Source organism: Kribbella sp. ALI-6-A, from assembly GCF_001984195.1.
Lineage (GTDB): Bacteria > Actinomycetota > Actinomycetes > Propionibacteriales > Kribbellaceae > Kribbella.
On record NZ_MTQN01000009.1, the window covers coordinates 334,474 to 352,843 of the forward strand.

17 protein-coding genes are annotated in these 18,370 nt (G+C 70.6%); 8 read left to right on the plus strand and 9 right to left on the minus strand.

Going from position 1 to position 18,370, the window contains the following annotated elements:
* The first annotated feature begins 47 nt into the window (after nucleotides 1-47).
* Nucleotides 48-821, plus strand: a complete 774-nt coding sequence (locus BWI15_RS10615; protein ID WP_077014173.1) for an RICIN domain-containing protein — start codon at nucleotides 48-50, stop codon at nucleotides 819-821.
* Nucleotides 822-883: 62 nt separating this feature from the next.
* Here BWI15_RS10615 and BWI15_RS10620 read toward each other — a convergent pair whose 3' ends face one another.
* On the minus strand, nucleotides 884-1,789 hold the full coding sequence (locus BWI15_RS10620; RefSeq protein ID WP_077014174.1) for a LysR family transcriptional regulator: 906 nt from the start codon (nucleotides 1,787-1,789) through the stop codon (nucleotides 884-886).
* A 114-nt stretch (nucleotides 1,790-1,903) separates the two neighbouring features.
* On the opposite strand from BWI15_RS10620, the gene BWI15_RS10625 reads away from it, so the two are divergent.
* From BWI15_RS10625 to BWI15_RS10635, 3 genes are all read left to right on the plus strand, one after another.
* Nucleotides 1,904-2,581, plus strand: a complete 678-nt coding sequence (locus BWI15_RS10625; protein WP_077014175.1) for an FMN-dependent NADH-azoreductase — start codon at nucleotides 1,904-1,906, stop codon at nucleotides 2,579-2,581.
* Nucleotides 2,582-2,806: 225 nt separating this feature from the next.
* Nucleotides 2,807-3,961: an alkaline phosphatase PhoX gene (locus BWI15_RS10630; protein ID WP_077014176.1), complete on the plus strand. Its 1,155-nt coding sequence runs from the start codon at nucleotides 2,807-2,809 to the stop codon at nucleotides 3,959-3,961.
* 174 nt (nucleotides 3,962-4,135) lie between these two features.
* Entirely contained in the window at nucleotides 4,136-5,578 is a 1,443-nt protein-coding gene (locus tag BWI15_RS10635) for an alkaline phosphatase PhoX (RefSeq protein WP_077014177.1), read from the plus strand.
* 27 nt (nucleotides 5,579-5,605) lie between these two features.
* Here BWI15_RS10635 and BWI15_RS10640 read toward each other — a convergent pair whose 3' ends face one another.
* A complete protein-coding gene (locus tag BWI15_RS10640) occupies nucleotides 5,606-5,899 on the minus strand; it encodes a muconolactone Delta-isomerase family protein (RefSeq protein WP_077014810.1) in 294 nt (97 codons plus the stop codon).
* Nucleotides 5,900-6,088: 189 nt separating this feature from the next.
* Here BWI15_RS10640 and BWI15_RS10645 point away from each other — a divergent pair, with 189 nt between their 5' ends.
* Complete coding sequence (locus BWI15_RS10645) at nucleotides 6,089-6,919, plus strand: enoyl-CoA hydratase/isomerase family protein (RefSeq protein WP_077014178.1); 831 nt, start codon at nucleotides 6,089-6,091, stop codon at nucleotides 6,917-6,919.
* Between the two features lie 10 nt (nucleotides 6,920-6,929).
* On the opposite strand, the gene BWI15_RS10650 is transcribed toward BWI15_RS10645, so the two are convergent.
* Entirely contained in the window at nucleotides 6,930-7,967 is a 1,038-nt protein-coding gene (locus BWI15_RS10650; RefSeq protein WP_077014179.1) for an alpha/beta fold hydrolase, read from the minus strand.
* A 257-nt stretch (nucleotides 7,968-8,224) separates the two neighbouring features.
* On the opposite strand from BWI15_RS10650, the gene BWI15_RS10655 reads away from it, so the two are divergent.
* Nucleotides 8,225-9,544: an epoxide hydrolase family protein gene (locus tag BWI15_RS10655; protein WP_077014180.1), complete on the plus strand. Its 1,320-nt coding sequence runs from the start codon at nucleotides 8,225-8,227 to the stop codon at nucleotides 9,542-9,544.
* A gap of 15 nt (nucleotides 9,545-9,559) precedes the next feature.
* On the opposite strand, the gene BWI15_RS10660 is transcribed toward BWI15_RS10655, so the two are convergent.
* The 4 genes from BWI15_RS10660 to BWI15_RS10675 all read right to left on the minus strand — a co-directional run bounded on the left by BWI15_RS10660 (nucleotide 9,560) and on the right by BWI15_RS10675 (nucleotide 15,537).
* Complete coding sequence (locus BWI15_RS10660; protein ID WP_077014181.1) at nucleotides 9,560-10,222, minus strand: response regulator transcription factor; 663 nt, start codon at nucleotides 10,220-10,222, stop codon at nucleotides 9,560-9,562.
* On the minus strand, nucleotides 10,219-11,376 hold the full coding sequence (locus BWI15_RS10665) for a sensor histidine kinase (protein WP_077014182.1): 1,158 nt from the start codon (nucleotides 11,374-11,376) through the stop codon (nucleotides 10,219-10,221). Before BWI15_RS10665 ends, BWI15_RS10660 begins: the two co-directional genes overlap by 4 nt.
* A gap of 22 nt (nucleotides 11,377-11,398) precedes the next feature.
* The gene (locus tag BWI15_RS10670; RefSeq protein ID WP_077014183.1) at nucleotides 11,399-13,582 is read right to left on the minus strand and encodes an MMPL family transporter; all 2,184 of its coding nucleotides are present in this window, start codon (nucleotides 13,580-13,582) and stop codon (nucleotides 11,399-11,401) included.
* Between the two features lie 395 nt (nucleotides 13,583-13,977).
* Complete coding sequence (locus tag BWI15_RS10675) at nucleotides 13,978-15,537, minus strand: phytoene desaturase family protein (RefSeq protein WP_077014184.1); 1,560 nt, start codon at nucleotides 15,535-15,537, stop codon at nucleotides 13,978-13,980.
* A gap of 55 nt (nucleotides 15,538-15,592) precedes the next feature.
* Between BWI15_RS10675 and BWI15_RS10680 the strand changes: the two genes are divergently transcribed.
* Nucleotides 15,593-16,030: an SRPBCC family protein gene (locus BWI15_RS10680; protein WP_077014185.1), complete on the plus strand. Its 438-nt coding sequence runs from the start codon at nucleotides 15,593-15,595 to the stop codon at nucleotides 16,028-16,030.
* Nucleotides 16,027-16,854 carry an SDR family NAD(P)-dependent oxidoreductase gene (locus tag BWI15_RS10685; RefSeq protein ID WP_077014186.1) on the plus strand — a complete coding sequence of 276 codons (828 nt, stop codon included), beginning with the start codon at nucleotides 16,027-16,029 and terminating at the stop codon, nucleotides 16,852-16,854. Before BWI15_RS10680 ends, BWI15_RS10685 begins: the two co-directional genes overlap by 4 nt.
* Before the next feature lie 69 nt (nucleotides 16,855-16,923).
* On the opposite strand, the gene BWI15_RS10690 is transcribed toward BWI15_RS10685, so the two are convergent.
* Nucleotides 16,924-17,817 carry an SDR family oxidoreductase gene (locus BWI15_RS10690; RefSeq protein ID WP_077014187.1) on the minus strand — a complete coding sequence of 298 codons (894 nt, stop codon included), beginning with the start codon at nucleotides 17,815-17,817 and terminating at the stop codon, nucleotides 16,924-16,926.
* 75 nt (nucleotides 17,818-17,892) lie between these two features.
* The gene (locus BWI15_RS10695; protein ID WP_077014811.1) at nucleotides 17,893-18,249 is read right to left on the minus strand and encodes a VOC family protein; all 357 of its coding nucleotides are present in this window, start codon (nucleotides 18,247-18,249) and stop codon (nucleotides 17,893-17,895) included.
* Nucleotides 18,250-18,370: the final 121 nt, after the last annotated feature.

Below are 18,370 nucleotides of genomic sequence, written 5' to 3' on the forward strand. Positions count from 1 at the left end.
CCGGGCTCGACGCCCCTCGCCTTCCATGCCCGACAGTGGAGGTTGCTTTGAGTACTCGCACTTTGTTGAAGCGCAGTGGCGCCATGCTGGTGGTCGCTGCTCTCGCGGCCGGTCTCGCACCCGCCGGTTCGGCGCAGGCCGCGCCCGCGCCGACGTCCGACAGCGCCTCGGCGGCGCCGGCCGATCTGCCGGTCGGCAAGCCCCGGCAGATCGTGAACCGGGTGCAGAACAAGTTGTGTCTGACGTTCGCGGTGACGCCGGACGGGATTCCGACCGCGGTGATGATCAAGTGCAACAAGGGGTCCAAGGGCAAGATCCAGCAGTGGACCTACACCGCGGACCAGCAGTTGATGGTGTCGATGTCGAAGGACGTCGGTGGCGACCTTCCCAACGGCGCCTGCCTGGACACCGCGGCCGATCTGACCACGGTGCAGGACAAGGCCCCGCTGCTGGTGCTGCCGTGCCGTGAAGGCGCGGGGCAGAAGTGGACCTACAACAAGGACACCGGCACGCTGATCAACAAGGCCAACGGCAAAGCCCTGTCCTCGATGATCGGCGTCGCCAAGCAGGCCATGCCGACCTCCACCGTCGTCCCCAACGGCGGCAAGGACCAGAAGTGGCAAGACGCCGGCATCCCCATGGAGACCCTGCTGGGTGCGGTGATCCAGCTGCTCGACGCACTCCTGGAAGCCCTCGGCCTGGAGATGCCCGACGAGTACGAGACCCGCGGCCTGGAAATGCTGAAGTCGATCGACGGCAAGGTCCAGGTCCCCGACCAGCTCAAGCAGCTCCCGAAGAAGATGGTGGAGATGGCCGGCTGACCTCGGCCACCCCCGACACAACCAGGGGCCGGAAGCAACCGCTTCCGGCCCCTGCTGCTTGGCTAGGGCTCGTCGGCGACCGCCTCGAGCTCGGCCAGGAACGCCGTGACGGCCGGCCGGTCCCGGCTCCCGCTCCGGATCAGCACCCGCACGCGACGACGCAGGTCGATCCCGTCGAGCGCCAGCCGAACGGTTGGCGAGCCCTCCCGGTCGGCGACCAGGTCAGGGACGAGCGCGACCGCCCAGCCCGTGGCGGCGAGCGTGAGCGCGGCGAACGGATCGGCGATCGCAGCGGCGACGCGGGGCTCGAACCCCGCCGCGCGGCACAGCGAGAGCGTCAGTACGCCGAGAGACGACGCCGGGTCGAGCACCCATCGGTCGCCCGCCAGATCGCGGAGCTGCACGGTGAACGGCGACCCGCCGGCCAGCGGATGGCCTGGGCTGACCGCGACGCGGAGCGGATCGCTGGCCAGCAGCAGATCGACCAGGCCGGGCTCCGCTCGCTTCGGCGTACCGTCGTGGTCGTCGGACAGCGCGAGGTCGAGCTTTCCCAGCCTGACTTCTCGGGCGGCGTCGTCGGGAGCGACCTGGCTCAGGGTGATGAGTAGACCGGGATGTCGCTGTTGAAGCCGCGCGATGCTCCGCGCCAGCAGCGGAGGCCCGTGGTGCAGAGGCACACCGATCCGGAGCTCGCCGGCGACCTCGGCCCCGGGTGCCTTGACCTCCGCCTCCGCCTGCTCGAGCTCGGCGAGAACGACTTCGGTCCGGGCCACCAGTGCGTGGCCTGCCTCGGTCAGCGCGGCGCGGCGGTTGGTCCGGTCGAGGAGCGGGACGCCGAGGTCCCGCTCCAGTGCGGTGAGCTGCTGGGAGACCGCGGACCGGGTGTAGGCCAACGCATCAGCCGCCGCTGCGATCGAGCCGCGAGCCCCGACCTCGCGCAGCAGCACCAGCTTGCGAACATCGAGCATCCGTCATCTCCACTAACGGTTTCCGTAAGAACCTGTTACCGCAGATTACGGCATCTCGCCCGGGGCCGGTGCGTTCCAGCTCGTGGAAGCACCGTTCACCCCGAAGGAGAAACCGTGTCACACCTGCTGCACCTCGACTCCAGCCCGCGGCGCGAATCGGTGTCGCGCCAACTGACGGCCGCCTTCACGAAGGAGTGGCTGCGGCTGCGGCCGGAAGGCCGGTACACCTACCGGGACCTGGCGGCCGTACCGATCCCCCACGTCGACGAGGCTCATGTGGCCATCAGTCAGCGCTTGGAGACCGCTGGGGAGCGTCGGCTGCCCGAAGCGCGGGCCGCCGCCGCCACACCGGCCGAACGCGACAGCTGGAGCACGAGCTGGCAACTGATCGAGGAACTGCTCGCCGCCGACACCGTCGTGATCGGCCTGCCGATGCACAACTTCTCCGTGCCGTCCGGGTTCAAGGCGTGGCTCGACCGGATCGCCGTACCGCCTCTTCTCGTCGACCGGGACAATGGCCGCGGTCCGCTGTCCGGCACCAGCGTGGTTGTCGCCACCGCCCGCGGCGGCGCGTACGGACCCGGCACCCCTCGGGCCGGCTTCGACCACCAGGAGCCATGGCTGCGGGCCGCGTTCAGCATGCTCGGGCTCGACGACGACCTGACCTTCGTCCACGCGGAGCTGACGAAGTCGCAGCACATGGCGCACTTGTCGCACCTGCGCGGCGCGGCTGCCGATTCGCTCGTCGCGGCGCAGCAGAGGCTGGTCGCGGAAGCAGGCCGCCTGTCCTGAGCGTCGGCTGGGCGGTCCCGGAGGCTGCGGGTTCAACTCTCCGAGACCTCGGCGCGCGGTCGGCTCGCGCGAACGGCGCGCCGTCACCGGCGAGGTTCCCCGCCGGATCCGCTCAAAACGCGGCGGCCGTGGCCGCGTCATCTGATCCTCGCCGGGAGGCCGGGCAGGGTTCATGTCCGGCCGGTTCACTGACAGCTCCGCCCTTGTCACTGTGAGGAGTCAGTCGTGGATCGTCGGAGTTTTCTTCGTGCGGCAGTGATCGGTTCGTCGGCCTCGGTCGCCTTCGGGTTCAGCGTGACGCCGCAGGCGCTCGCGTTCCCCGCCCAGACCGGCCCCAGCCCGTACGGCGGCCTGCGGGCCGCCGACGCCAACGGGATCATGTTGCCGCAGGGCTTCACCAGCCGGGTGCTGGCCAGGTCCACCCGCGTCGTCAGCGGCACCAGCTACACCTGGCACAACGCGCCGGACGGCGGCGCGTGCTTCGCCGACGGCACCGGCTGGATCTACGTGTCCAACTCCGAGGTGGGCAGCGGCAACGGTGGGGCCGGCGCGCTGCGGTTCAACAGCAGCGGGACGGTCACCGGCGCGTACCGCATCCTGTCCGGTACGACGCAGAACTGCTCCGGCGGCGCGACCCCGTGGGGTACCTGGTTGTCGTGCGAGGAGACCGACCTCGGCTACGTCTGGGAGACCGACCCGTTCGGCACGAAGGCGGCGGTCCGTCGTCCGGCGATGGGCCGCTTCTCCCACGAGGCCGCCGCGGTCGATCCGGACCGGCGCGTCATCTACCTCACCGAGGACACCCCCGACGGCGGGTTCTACCGCTTCCGCCCGACCACGTGGGGCGACCTGTCGGCCGGCACCCTCCAGGTCCTGCGGGAGTCCGGCGGCGCGCTGTCCTGGGTCACCGTGCCCGACCCCGACGGCAGCCCGACCCGCACCCGCAGGCAGGTCTCCGGCATGAAGACGTTCAACGGCGGCGAAGGCTGCTACTACCGCAACGGCACCTGTTTCTTCACCACCAAGGGCGACAACCGCGTCTGGGCCTACAACGCGGTGAACAACACGATCGCCATCGCCTACGACGACAACCTCACCCCCAACCCGCCGCTGACCGGCGTCGACAACATCACCGGCACCTCCGCCGGCGACCTGTACGTCGCCGAGGACGGCGGCAACATGGAGATCTGCGTCATCACGCCCGCCGACGTCGTCGCCCCCTTCCTCCGCGTCACCGGCCAGTCCGGCTCCGAACTGTGCGGGGTCGCCTTCAACCCGGCCGGCAACCGCCTCTACTTCTCCTCCCAGCGCGGCACCAGCGGCTCGAGCAGCGGCGGCATCACCTACGAGATCACCGGTCCCTTCCGCACCACCAGCTGACCACCCGCTGACCACGTGCGAACGAACCGCACCGGACCCCGCCGTGGGTTCGGTGCGGTTTGTTCAGGCTGCGTTCGCCGCGGCGTCGTCGGAGCACTGGAGGATCGACGGGCGACGACGGCCGACTCGGGGAGCCTGCGCGCACCCTGCTGATCCACGCTCCAAGGAGTACCCATGTCTCTCGATCGTCGTTCCGTTCTTCGCGGTGCCGCGGGTGCCGCCGGCGCCGCCGGCGTCGGACTCGTCACCGTCGGCGCCGTGCCGTCGCTGGCCGAGGCGACCCCCGCCCCGCGGCGTTCGCCGTTCCCCACGCACCGCCCGTTCCCGCCGCTGATGGACGACCCCAAGGGTCTGCTCGCGTTGCCGCCGGGCTTCAAGTACACGATCGTCACCAAGGCCGGTGAGACCAAGCTGACGACCGGTCAGCCGACGCCGGGATCGCACGACGGCATGGCCGTCTTCGGCGACGGCCGGAACCACACGCTGATCCTCAACCACGAGATCGGCAGCAACAACGCGCTCGGCGTACCGCAGATCAAGGGCACCGTGTACGACGAAGGCGTCGGCGCCGCGGGCGGCTGCACCGTCATCTCCGTGGACCGCGACGGCCGCAACCGCGGCGAGTGGGTCGGCATCTCCGGCACGCTCACCAACTGCGCCGGCGGCCACACGCCGTGGGGCACCTGGATGACGTGTGAGGAGACCGAGAACAAGGCCAACGGCACCACCCGCCTGAAGGACCACGGCTATGTCTTCGAGGTCTGGGCCGACGGTAAGACCGCTCACCCGGTCCCGCTCAAGGCACTCGGCCGCTACGCCCACGAGGCCCTCGCGGTCGACCAGGACCGCACTCACATCTACCTGTCCGAGGACGCGTCCGGCCCCAACGGCCTGTTCTACCGGTGGAGCGCGCCGCGCGGCTACAAGCTCGGCCCGAAGAGCTGGCAGGACCTCGCCGACGCCGGCTTCGGCACGCTCGAGGCGATGGCGATCCTCGGTGGCGACGGCAAGCCGATCCCGGACGTCGCCTACCTGACGTCGGCCCAGCTGCTGCGCCCGTTCCGGGTCGCCTGGGTTCCGGTGCCGGATCGCGACGCGGTGTCGGTCTCGTGCCGCAAGCAGTTCACCGACGGCCAGGTCACCCGCGGCAAGAAGTTCGAGGGCGTCTACGGCACCGACGAGGGCGTGTACGTGGTCAACTCCTACGCCGAGTCGGGCACCGCCGACCTGCCGGCCGACGCCGTTCCGCACGACGGGATGGTCTGGTTCTACAACTACAAGGCCAGGACCATCCAGCTGGTCACGTACTTCCCGCACAACCCGGCCGCCGACCAGGGCAGCACCGCCCGGTACGACGACTACAACTTCGACAGCCCGGACAACGTGACCGTCACGCCGTGGGGCTCGCTCGTGCTCGCCGAGGACGGCAACGCCAGCAGCCACGTGCTCAGCTCCACGCCGGGCGGCCCGACGTACGCGATCGCCCGCAACATGCTCAACGAGTCGGAGTTCACCGGCCCGGCGTTCTCCCCCGACGGCAAGGTGCTGTACGTCAACCTGCAGTCGCCCGGCATCACCTTCGCCATCACCGGCCCCTGGCGCGACTACCTCGGCTGACCGAGGCCGGCGGCACGGTGGCAGTCGTCACCGTGCCGCAGGGTCGTTGGGGTGCGGGCTGAGCACGAGCACCTCGTCGGTCCGCCAGATCCGCAACGGCATCGAGGCGAGCGTCCGCTCCAGTTCTTCGGCGTCGTCGGCGGCGAAGAGCCCGATCGTGCGCCACTCCCCCGGCTTCAGCGGCGGCCGCCACAGGCGGAGCACCCGTCCTTCGGCGGCCAGCTCACGCGTGTGCGCGGCCTCGCGGGCCCGGACGTCGTCGACCTCCTGCGGCGACACGCCCTCCGGTACCCGAGTGGTCATCGTGACCAGGAACTCCATGCCGGCCTCCTCAAGCTTCGGTCCACCCGACTTCGGTACGCCCAGCATCGGTCGGCCCGGCGGGTGCTCGCGCCGGTGAGCTCCCCTGGCAGGCAGTGCCCAGGGGGTTTCCCTGGCGCGACCTCGCGTCCGTTCGCGCGAGGCTCGGAGCGTGTACTCGGCCGAGTGCAGGACGGGAGCAGCAAGGCGATGAGCGCAGCACAATTCGACGTCAGCGAGGTGTCCCCGTCGTACTGGCGGGTGACGTTCGGCAACGGTCCGGTGAACCTGATGGACCCGGACACCGTCGACCAGCTCGGTGAGCTCGTCGGGCGGATCGAGAACGACCCGGATCTCACGGTGGTCGTCTTCCGCAGCGAGACGCCGGGCTACTTCATGGCCCACTGGGACTTCCTGGCCGACAACTCCCGGGTGGCGGCGATGCAGCCCGGGCCCACCGGACTGCACCCGTACCTGGACAACTTCGTCCGGCTCAGCCGGTTGCCGGTGGCCACGATCTCGGAGATCCGCGGCCGGACCCGCGGCGCGGGCAGCGAGTTCGTGCTCGCCACCGACATCCGGTTCGCCTCCGAGCAGGCGGTGCTGGGCCAGTTCGAGGTCGGTGTCGGCGCGGTGCCCGGCGGTGGCCCGATGGCCCGGCTGGGACGCCTGGTCGGTCGCGGTCGCGCGCTGGAGATCCTGCTCGGCGGTGACGACGTACCGGCCGAGCTGGCCGCGGCGTACGGGTACGTGAACCGGCTCGTCCCGGACGCCGACATCGAGCAGTTCACCGACGCGTTCGCCCGCCGGATCGCGGCCTTCGACAAGGTGGCGGTCAGCGGGATCAAGAAGCTGGTCGACGTCGCCACGCTGCCCGCCGACGAGGAGTTCGCGCCCGGACTGAGCGCGTACTTCGCCACCGCCGGCCGCCCCGAGCACCGGCCGTTCGTCAAGCTCCTGCTCGGCAAGGGGCTGCAGCAGCCCGACGGCATCGAGACCGACCTCGGCACGGCCATCGGGCAGCTGCGACAGGATCTCTGACGTCACCGCGTCAGAGGTGATCGGCGTCGACCACGGCCTGGGCGAAGCCCCGCGGGTCCTCCTGCGGCACGTTGTGGCCGACGTCGAGCACCCGATGGTCGTACTTGCCGGTGAACTTGGCCCGGTACGCCGACCCGTGGCCGGCCGGCGTGAACGGGTCGTACCTGCCGTCGATGGTGACGGTCGGGACGCCGATCGTCGGCCCGGCCTGCAACCGGCGCTCGATGGCGGTGTACAGGTGCTCCGCCGGGGCCAGGCCGAGCCGCCAGCGGTAGTTGCCAATGACAATCGGTACGAAGTCCGGGTTCTCGAACGCCGCCGCGGTGCGGTCGTACGTCGCGGTGGAGTAGTCCCAGGTCGGCGAGTTGAACCGCCAGACGAAGTCGCCGAACTCGTAGCGGTTCTCGGTCAGACCGAGCACGCCCCGCTCGGTGGTGAAGTAGTACTGGTACCACCAGGCGTTCTCCGCCTTGGGCGGCAGCGGCTTCCTGTTCGCGGCCAGGTTGGTGATCAGGTACCCGGTCACCGAGACCAGGGCCTCGCACCGCCGCGGCCAGAGCGCGGCGATGATGTCGGCGGTGCGCGACCCCCAGTCGTAGCCGGCCAGGATCGCCTTACGGATCTTCAGCGCGTCCATCAGCGCGAGGATGTCGAGCGCGAACGCGGCCTGGTCGACGTCGCGCCGGGTGCGGTCGGACAGGAACCTCGTCGTCCCGTAGCCACGGAAGTACGGGACGATCACCCGGTAGCCCTCGGCGGCCAGCAACGGCGCGACCTCGACGTAGCTGTGGATGTCGTACGGGAAGCCGTGCATCAGGATCACCGGACGGCCGTCGGCCGGACCGGTCTCCACGTAGCCCACGTTCAGCACGCCGGCTTTGATCTGTCGCACCGGACCGAACCCCGTGCGGGGAGCCTTTGCTCCGGCGGCCTGCGCGGCCTCGGTGCCGAGCAGGCTCAGGTGGGTGGCGGCGACGGTCCCGGCCGCGAGCCTGAGGAATCCGCGACGGCCGGGTTCGGATCGGCTGGGCGGCTTGCTGTTGTCCATCGATGACGCTCCTTCACGAACAGCTCGAGGGTCTTGCGACTCACGGTCGCCGAGTTGGTTGCCGGTCGCACCCGGGGATGTCCCTGGTCCCGTTGCCTGGCCCGGCGTTGGGCCCGTGGCCCGAGTACCGACCGACGGCGAGGCCAGGGACTGTCCCGGGCGCGAAGCGAGCGGCCGGCACGCGACCGTGGGTCCGAACCAGAAAGCCACACCCTCGTGAGGCGTGCTGTCACGCAGGACTGAGACAAGGAGCTTTGATGGGTACGAGCGAGAACAACGGCCACTTCGGCACAGATCGTCGCGGGTTTCTCGGACTGGCGGCCGGCGCCGTGGTCGCCACGCAGCTCGGGCTTCCCGGGCAGGCGGCGGCGAGTCCGTCCGGCGGCCACCGCAAGGAGATCCCGGGCGTGCACCGGTTCCGCATCAAGGTGCCGCAGCGGGAGATCAACGATCTGCGGCAGCGGCTGCGGATGACGCGCTGGCCCGATCGGGAGACCGTCGCCGATCGCTCACAGGGCGCGCAACTGGCCAAGGTCCGCCCCTTGGTCGAGTACTGGGGCCGGCACTACAACTGGCGCAAGCTCGAGACGCGGCTGAACAACCTGCCGCAGTTCATCACCCGGATCGACGGCGTGGACATCCAGTTCGCCCACATCCGTTCGCCGCACGCCGACGCGCTGCCGCTGCTGATGACGCACGGCTGGCCGGGCTCGATCGTCGAGCTGCTGAAGGTGATCGGCCCGCTGACCAACCCGACGGCGCACGGCGGCCGCGCCGAGGACGCCTTCCACCTGGTGCTGCCGACGCTGCCCGGCTACGGCTTCTCCGGCAAGCCGACCTCGACCGGCTGGAACCCGGCCCGCACGGCCAAGGCCTTCCACCAGCTCATGCTCCGCCTCGGCTACCCCCGCTACGTCTCCCAAGGCGGCGACTGGGGCGCGATCATCTCCGAGGTGCTCGCGGTGCAGAAACCTCAGGGACTGCTGGGCATCCACGTCAACATGCCGGGCACGGTACCGCCGGAGATCCTGCGCCACCTGCGCAACTTCGACCCGGCCCCCGCGAGTCTGTCGGCGCGCGAGAAGATCGCGTACGACCGGCTGCTGCACTTCTACCACGACGGCTTCGGCTACGCGGCGATGATGAACCAGAGCCCGCAGACCATCGGCTACGCGCTCGCCGACTCGCCGGTCGCGATGGCGGCGTACTACTACGACAAGATCGCCGAGTGGACCGACAGCGGCGGCGAGCCCGAGAAGGTGTTCTCGTACGACGAGATGCTCGACGCGATCTCGCTGTACTGGCTGACGAACACCGGCGCCTCGTCGTCACGCTCCTACTGGGAGGGCTACCAGGCCGGCGGCGGCCCGTTCGACGCCGTCGCGATCCCGGACCTCCCGGTGGCGGTCACGGTGTTCCCGGGCGAGATCTACCGCGCACCGCGCAGCTGGGGCGAGCGCACCTTCGGCAACCTGATCCACTGGAACGAGGTCGACAAGGGCGGCCACTTCGCGGCGTGGGAGCAGCCGGAGATCTTCACGAAGGAGGTCCGGACCGCTTTCCGGACGTTGCGCTAGCCGGCAGGCCGCCGCTCATCGCACCCGGACCAGCCCTTGCTGGTAAGCGAAAACGACCAGCTGGGCGCGGTCGCGGGCTCGCGCCTTCATCATCGCCCGGTGAATGTGCGTGCGGACCGTCAGCGGACTCACGAACAGCCGCTCGGCGATCTCCTGGTTCGACAGGCCGTGGGCGGCCAGGGCGGTGATCTCGCGCTCCCGGTCGGTCAGCGTCACCAGCGAGCCGTGGGGCAGCTCGCCGCTGCTGCCGGGAGCGGACAGGAAGCGGTCGATGAGCGCGCGGGTGGCCGTCGGCGAGAGCAGCGCCTCGCCGCCGACCACCGTCCGGATCCCGGCGAGCAGGCCCTGCGACGTGACGTCCTTGCCGAGAAACCCGCTCGCCCCTGCCTCGAGCGCGCGGGCCACGTGCTCGTCGGTCTCGAACGTCGTCAGGATCAGCACGCGGGTGCTCGCCAGCTCGGGCGTCGAGCAGATGCGTCGCGTCGCGGCCAGCCCGTCGACGACCGGCATCCGAATGTCCATCAGGACCAGGTCCGGCCGGTGCAGCCGGGCCAGCTCGGCCGCTTGCTCGCCGTCCGCGGCCTCGGCGACGACCGTCATGTCGTCGCACGAGTCGATCAGCATGCGGAAGGTCGAGCGCAGCAGCGCCTGATCGTCGGCGAGAAGGATGTCGATCATCGGGTCAGCCGGTCTTCCTGCCATGGAGCCAGCGGAATGGTGAGACGGACCGCGTACCGATCAGGCCCGGCCGGACCCGCCCGGACCGACCCGCCGACCGCGGCTGCGCGTTCGCGCATGCCGATCAGCCCGAAGCCTTCTTCTCCCACCGGAGCGGGGTGGGCAGAGGTGTTCACCACATGGACGGAGAACGTGTCCTCGTCATAGGCCAGGGAAATCGTCACGACCGGATGGACCGCGTGTTTCGTGACGTTGGTCAGGGCCTCTTGGACGATCCGGAACGCCGTGAGCTCGACCAGCGGCGGTAACTGCCGCGTCGTACCGTCGCTGGCCACGTGGACGTCGATTCCGGCTGCCCGGCACGCTTCGACCAACTCCGGGAGTTGGTCGAGGCCCGGGGCCGGCGTGGTGCCCGGCGAGGAGTCGTCGCCGGGATCACGCAGCAGCCCGACGGTCGCTTTCAGCTCCCGCAGTGCGGCCGACGTGGAGCCGCTCAGCCCGGTGAGCAGCTCACCGACCTGCTCGGGACGCTTGGTCAGCAGGTGGGCCGCCGTCCCGGCCTGCGCGTTCGCGACGGCGAGGTGGTGCGCGACGACATCGTGCAGGTCCTGCGCGATGCGCAGGCGTTGCTCGCTCAGCCGGCGGCGCACCTCGTCGTCCCGGCTGCGTTCGGCGTCCTCGGCGCGAGCCTGCACCAGTTGAAGGTACGCCCGCTGGGTATGGGACATCCGTCCGGCGAACACCGCCGGCAGCAGCCACAGGGCGACGCCGACGGTCCGCAGCAGCAACGAACCTCCCGTCGGGTTCGCGTCGCTCGCCGCTCCGCCCGCGATCACCGCGCTCACCGCGATCGCCGTCCACCAGCCGGCCGCCCTGGGGCCACCGAGCACCGTCAGCCGATAGAGGCATCCGATCAGCGGAGCCAGCAGCAACGGCGTCGGCAGGTAGCCGGCCGCGCAGGCGGCCGCCTCGCAGCAGATCGCGACGACGGTCGCGGCCCGCGGAGAGCGGGCGGACACGAACAGGGCCCCGCTCGCGACCAGGCTCAGCATCGCACCGGGAAGCAGCTCGGCAGGCCGGAAGATGCCCTCGGTGCTGAGGCTGGCACCGAGTACGGCGAAGAGGAACGCGACCAGCGCGGCCAACACGTTCATCGGGCCGACACTACCGGGGCGATCACCGCGCGCTCGGCACATGCGCCGGCTCCGGCCGCTGTTCGCTCAGCGACTCACCCTCCACGTCGACGCGCGGCAGCACCCGATCGAGCCATCGCGGCAGCCACCAGGCCCGCTCACCGAGCAGTTGCAGGAGGGCGGGCACCAGCGTCAGGCGGACCACGAAGGCATCGAAGAAGACCGCGCACGCGAGCCCGAGGCCGATCATCTTGATCAGTGGTTCGTCGGCCGCCGCGAAGCCGCCGAAGACCGCGATCATGATCACCGCGGCCGCGACGACGACCTTCGAGCTCTGCCGGAAGCCGGTGCCGATCGCGTCACGGGCCGGCTCGCCGTGCGCGTGGGCCTCGCGCATCCGCGACACGAGGAAGACCTCGTAGTCCATCGCCAGGCCGAACACGATGCCCACCAGGAGAATCGGCATCAGGCTCATCACCGGGCCGGTCTGCTCGACGCCGAGCAGATCCGCCGCCCAGCCCCACTGGAACACCGCGACGATCACTCCCAGCGCCGCGAACAGCGACAGCAGGAAGCCGAGCGCCGCCTTGACCGGAATCCAGATCGAACGAAACACCACCAGCAAAAGCAGCACGGCCAGGCCGATCACGATCGCCACGTACGGCACCAGCGCGGACTGCGTCTTGCGCGCCATGTCGATGTCCAGCGCGGTGACGCCGGTGATCTCGTAGCTGACGTGTCCGGCAGCCTCCACGCCCGCTCGCGCGGTCCGCAGCTGTTCCACCAGCTTCTCGGTGCGTTCGTCGGTCGGGCCGGTCGACGGCACGGCGGTGAGGATCGCCGTGTCGCCCGCCTGGTTGAAGGTTGCCTTGGACACCGATACGACGCCGCTGGTCGTCCTGATGCCGTCTGCCACGGTCGCCACCGCCGCCTTCGGATCCGCGGCGCCCCGCGCGTCGACCACCACCGTGAGGGGACCGTTGAATCCCGGGCCGAACGCTGCCGCACGGAGGTCGTACGCGCGTCGCTGGGTTTCCGTGACCGGCAGCGACGCATCCCCGGGCGTGCCGAGTTGCAGTGACAAGGCCGGAACGGCGATCGCGGCCAGCAGCGCGACACCGGCCAGCGTGATCACGAGCGGACGGCGCAGAACCAGCCGCATCCAGGGGCTCGCCACCGAGCGGCGAGCGGAAGGTTGCACACCGCCGCGACGTTGCGCTCGCGTCAGGACCCGGTCCGGGGCGAAGCCCAGCAACGCCGGAACCAGAGTCAGCGCCACCAGTACCGCCACGACCACCGCACCCGCGGCGGCCAGACCCATCTTCGCCAGCGACGGAATGCCCACCACCGACAGGCCGGCGAGCGCGATCACCACAGTCGTCCCGGCGAAGGTCACCGCCGAACCGGCCGTTCCCACCGCGCGAGCGGCCGCCTGCTCGGCGTCGTCATGGCTGTGGCGCTCTTCCCGGAAACGGGAGACGACGAACATCGCGTAATCGATTCCTACCGCCAGCCCCAGCATCAGGGCGAGGATGCCGCTGGTGATCGCCATCTCCAGCGGGCCGGCCACCGCCCAGACTCCGAGGAACGAGACAGCCACCCCGATGATCGCCGTGACAAGCGGCAGACCGGCCGCGACCATCGATCCGAACGTCATCAGCAGTACCACCGCGGCGATCGCGACTCCGGCGAGCTCCATGGCACTCATCCTGGTACCGGTCTTGAGCGCCGAGCCGGACATCTCCGCCGTCAACCCGGCCCGACGGGCCTGCTCCACCGCGGCGGCCAGCGCGGCCCGCGACTCCTCGGTCACCTCGGACGACGGCACCCCGTACGACACCGACGCGTAGCCGGTGGAACCGTCGGCGCTGATGCTGCCTCCGGTCGACGGTGGGACGATCCGCGCCACCTGAGGACCGTCGGACAACGAGTCGAGCGCCGCGTCGACAGCTATCGCGTTCTGCGCCGACGTCAGCGCCTGACCCTGGGGAGCAACGAACACGATGGTCGCCGACGCGCCGTCCGCGGCGGCGCCGGGAAAGCGCTGCTCGATCAGGTCGAACGCCTGCTGCGACTCGATCCCCGGCATCGTCGCCCGGGTGGTGACCGGACCGTCCGACTCGACGGCGAGCAGCACCGTCCCACCGAGTGCGAGCAGCCACACCGCCACGACGAACCACCGCCGGCGAAAGCACCAGCGACCAAGACGACTGAGCATGCCTGCCATGACGCGACACTCCACTTCTCCGGCGAACGTTGCGCACAGCCTTTCGGCCCGGCCCCGGTCGCGTCGTCGTGCAGGCGCAGGCTCCGGATACGGCAATCGCAGTACGGGGCGCGAAGGCACCGGGCTGATCCGCGCGGTCGGGCGTGCTCGATCGGCGCGGTCCAGGCGCGTTCGCAGGAGCCCCGGCCGGCGCGGATCCAGGCGCGTTCGTAGGAGCCTGGGTCGGCGCGGATCCAGGCGCGTTCGTAGGAGCCTGGGTCGGCGCGGATCCAGGCGCGTTCGCAGGAGCCCCGGCCGGCGCGGATCCACGCGCGTTCGCAGGAGCCCCGGCCGGCGCGGATCTACGCGCGTTCGCAGGAGCCCGGCCGGCGCGCGGAGCGGCGTGCGCGGCGCGTCTACCGGCGGGTGAGGCGGGCGTGGAAGATCGCCGCGCGGGCGGCGTTGGAGCCGCACGCGCCGTGCACTCCCCCGCCGGGATGCGCGGAGGCCGACGCCAGGTACAGGCCCTTCACCGGCGTCTCCGCCCGGCCGAGTCCCGGGATCGGGCGGAAGACCAGTTGCTGGTGGAGGGCCGCCGTGCCGCCGTTGACCGCGCCGCCGACGAGGTTCGCGTCGCGGGCCTCCAGGTCGGCCGGCGCCAGGATCCGGCGGCGCACGATGCGGCTGGCGAACCCCGGCGCGGCGCGTTCGACCTGGTCCTGCATCCGGTCGGCGAAGCGCTCCACCTCGTCGGCGGTCCACGCGCCGCTGAAGTCCGCGTCGCCGCGGATCCGTTGCGGGACGTGGGTGTAGGCCCAGACGGCCTCCGTACCGGCCGGTGACCGGGTCGGATCGGCCGTGGTCATCTGACCCATCAGCAAGAACGGCTCGGCCGGAACCCGGCCGGCCGCGATCTGCGCCGCGGCGAGGCTGAGTGCGTCCACCGAGTCGGCGAGGTGCACCGTACCGGGCGACTTGGCCGGCTTCTCCCGCCACGGGATCAGGCCGTCCAGCGCCCAGTCGACCTTGACCGTGCCCGGATCCCACTCGAAGCCCCGGATCGCACGTTTCACCCGCCCGGGGACCGCGTCGGCGGGCAGCAGTTCGCCGTACAGGGCGGGGGCCGAGACGTCGGCGAGCACCGCCCGGCGCGCGGCCAGGAACTCCCCGCCGGCAGTCCACACGCCAGTGGCCCGTCCGCCCCGGACCTCGATGCCGGTGACACGGTTGCCGCACCGGATCACCCCGCCGCGGTCCTTCAGCCGATTCGCCAGTGCCTGACTCAGTTGCCCGGCGCCGCCGCGAGGTACCGGATAGCCGAACTGCTGTCCGAGCATCACCAGCAGCCAGCCCATCAATCCCGAACCGGCCGATTCCGGGCTGAGGTCGGCGTGCTGCGCGTTGGTTGCCAAGAGCATCTTCGCGGCCTCGCCCTGGAACCGCCGGTCGCCGAGCGACCGCACCGACGACGCCAGCAGCCGGATCCGTTCCAGCCCGCGCCGGCCCAGCAGGTGCAGCGCGAGCGATCCGCCGGAGCGGACCGGCGGAAACGGATCGAGCAGCAGGCCGACCATGCCGTGCTGGATCCGCCGCCAGTCGTCGTACATCTCCAGCCAGCTGTCACCGTCACCCGGCGTGACCCGATCCAGCTCGGCGGCGGTGTCGAACGGGTCGTCGTGCACGATCGCCCACCCGCCGTCGGTCATCGGGTTCCCGACCGCGGCCGGCGCGTTCGACCACTGCAGGCCCCAGCGGTCCAGCTCCAGCGCCTGGATCGTGGGCGAGACCGCGGCCAGCGGGTAGAACGAGCTGAACGTGTCGTGCACGAAGCCCGGCGCGACGTCCTCGGCGCTGCGGACCGCGCCGCCGATCTCGTCGTTCGCCTCGAGCAGCAGCACCTCCCAGCCCTGGTCGGCGAGCAAGTTGGCGGCGACCAGCCCGTTCGGCCCGGCGCCGATCACGATCGCGTCTGTCATGGCCGCCCGGTGTCCACGAAGCGGTCGAGTCATGCGCGATGGGTACAGGCAGGGCATGAGCGAGAACGAGTGCGTGATCAATGCGTCCGTCGACGACGTGTTCGCCGTCCTGACCGATGGCTGGTCGTACGCCGGCTGGGTGGTCGGTGCGTCCCGGGTCCGGGACGTCGAGCCGGCGTGGCCGCAGCCCGGCTCCAGCATCCACCACTCGGTCGGGACCTGGCCGCTGCTGATCGACGACACCACCACGGTCGAGGAGTACGTCCCGCTGTCGCTGCTGCGGCTCCGGGTGCGCGCCTGGCCGACCGGTGAGGGTCAGGTCGAGTTCGAGGCGACGCCGAAGGACGACGGCTGCCACCTGGTGATGCGCGAGCGCGCGGTGAAGGGACCGGCCGCGATGATCCCGCAGGCGGCGCTCGACCCGGTGCTGAGTCTGCGGAACACCGAGACCCTGCGTCGGCTCCGGCTGATCGCGGAGGGTCGCAAGACGTGATCGTCACGATCACCGGCGCCTCCAGCGGGATCGGCCGGGCCGCCGCGCTGGCCTTCGCGGCGCGCGGCGACACCGTCGTCCTGGCGGGCCGGTCGCGGACGAGCCTGGACCGGGTCGCCGCCGAGTGCCGAGACCGCGGGGGCGAGGCGGTCGTGGCGCCGACCGACGTGGCGGACCGGCAACAGGTCGAGGTGCTCGTCGACCTGACCGTCGCGCGCTGCGGCCGGATCGACGTGCTGCTGCACTGCGCCGCGGTGATGGCGTACGGCGAGTTCACCAAGATCCCACCCGAGGTCTTCGAGCGTGTCCTGCGGGTGGACATCGACGGGACGGTGCACGCGGCTCGCGCGGCGCTCCAGCGGTTCGAGGAGCAGGGCGAGGGTCACCTGATCCTGGTCGGCTCGGTCGTCGGCAAGATGGCACCGCCGTTCATGAGCGCGTACGTGATGAGCAAGTGGGCCGTGCACGGCCTGGCACGGGCGTTGCAGGCCGAGGTGCGGGCGACGCCCGGCGTGCACGTCAGTCTGGTGGCGCCGGGAAGCATCGACACACCGGTCTACCAGAACGCCGGCAACTACATCGGCCGGGTCGGTCAGCCGCCACCACCGGTCGGCGACGTCGACAAGGTCACCGCCGCGATCCTCTCGCTCACCGACCACCCCCGCCGGGAGCTGTCGGTCGGGTGGGCCAATCCCGTCATGATCCTGGGCTTCCGCTACCTGCCCGCCGCGTACGACGCGCTCGTCGTCCCGCTGATGAAACGGCTCGGCCTGTCCCGAACCACGACCCCACCGACGGAGGGCAACGTCTTCGAACCCCGCTGAGACGCGGGCTGCGCGGTCGCCGGACTCGCCGCCCTCGCGATCCGCGACCTGCGCAGCCCGCGCTGAGCCCTACGGCAGCGGCTGTCCGCCGGTGACACCGATCCGCTCACCGGTGATGTAGCTCGACTCCTGCGAGGCGAGGAACACGTATGCCGGCGCCAGCTCCGCCGGCTGCCCCGCGCGACCCAGCGGGGTCTGCGCACCGAACTCGTCCACCTTCTCCGGCGGCATCGTCGCCGGGATCAACGGAGTCCAGATCGGGCCGGGCGCGACGGTGTTCACCCGGATGCCCTTCGAGGCCAGCTGCTGGGCCAGGCCCTTGGTGAAGTTCACGATGCCGGCCTTGGTGGTGGCGTAGTCGAGCAGGTTCGGCGACGGCTGGTAGGCCTGGATCGACGAGGTGTTGATGATGCTCGAGCCCGGGCCGAGATGCGGGATCGCGGCCTTGCAGAGCCAGAACATCGCGTACAGATTGGTTTTCAGCACCCGGTCGAACTGCTCGGTGGTGATCTCCTCGATCCCCTCCTGCGACATCTGGTACGCCGCGTTGTTGACCAGGATGTCGAGACCGCCGAGCTCGCTCACCGCCCGGTCGATGATCTCCTGGCAGTGCGCCTCCTCCTGGATGTCCCCGGCGACGGTCACCGCCTTGCGCCCCTCGGCCTCGATCAGCTTGCGGGTCTCCTGCGCGTCGGGCTCCTCCGCCTCCAGGTACGAGATGAGCACGTCGGCACCCTCCCGCGCGAACGCGAGCGCGACGGCCCGCCCGATCCCGGAGTCGCCCCCGGTGATCACCGCCCGCTTCCCGGTCAGCTTGCCGGTCCCCCGGTAGCTGTCCTCGCCATGGTCGGGCTGCTGGTCCATCTCCCCCGAACGGCCGGGGTGCTGGATCTGCTCCGGTCCCTGGGACTCGGGACCCGGGTGCTGGGTGGTCGGATCCTCCGGCTGGTGCTGGTCGGACATGTGCGAACTCCTGAACATCGTCGAACGACTGGTGGTCCGGCGGTACCCACGTCGGCCACCTCGTAGTCCGGTCGATCAGTCCGCGCCCCACACGATGCAGAACTCGTTGCCCTCCGGGTCCCGCAAGCAGGCCCACAAATCGCCGTCGTAGATGTCGTCGGCCCTGGTCGCGCCGAGTTCGAGCGCCCGGTCGATCGCCGCCTCGCGGTTGTCGGCCGGCACCTTCAGATCCAGGTGGACGCGGTTCTTGCGGATCGACGGCGGGTCCGGAACCCGGCAGAAGTCCAGCCGGACCGTTGCCTCGTGCAACTCGGTGTCCCCGTCGTTGCGCGGCCGCAGATCGCCGCCGAGCAACGACTGCCAGAACAGTCCCAGCGACAGCGGATCGGCGCAGTCGATGGCGACCGCCGACAGCTGCGGTACGACGTTCATGAAAACCTCCGAGTTCGGCACCGGTCGGGACCGACCGATACCCCTTTCCGGCGGCGTGACACCGATCACGCTGTGTTTACGATCGTGCACACAGGGCACAGGGAGCCCGCCGATCGAGAAC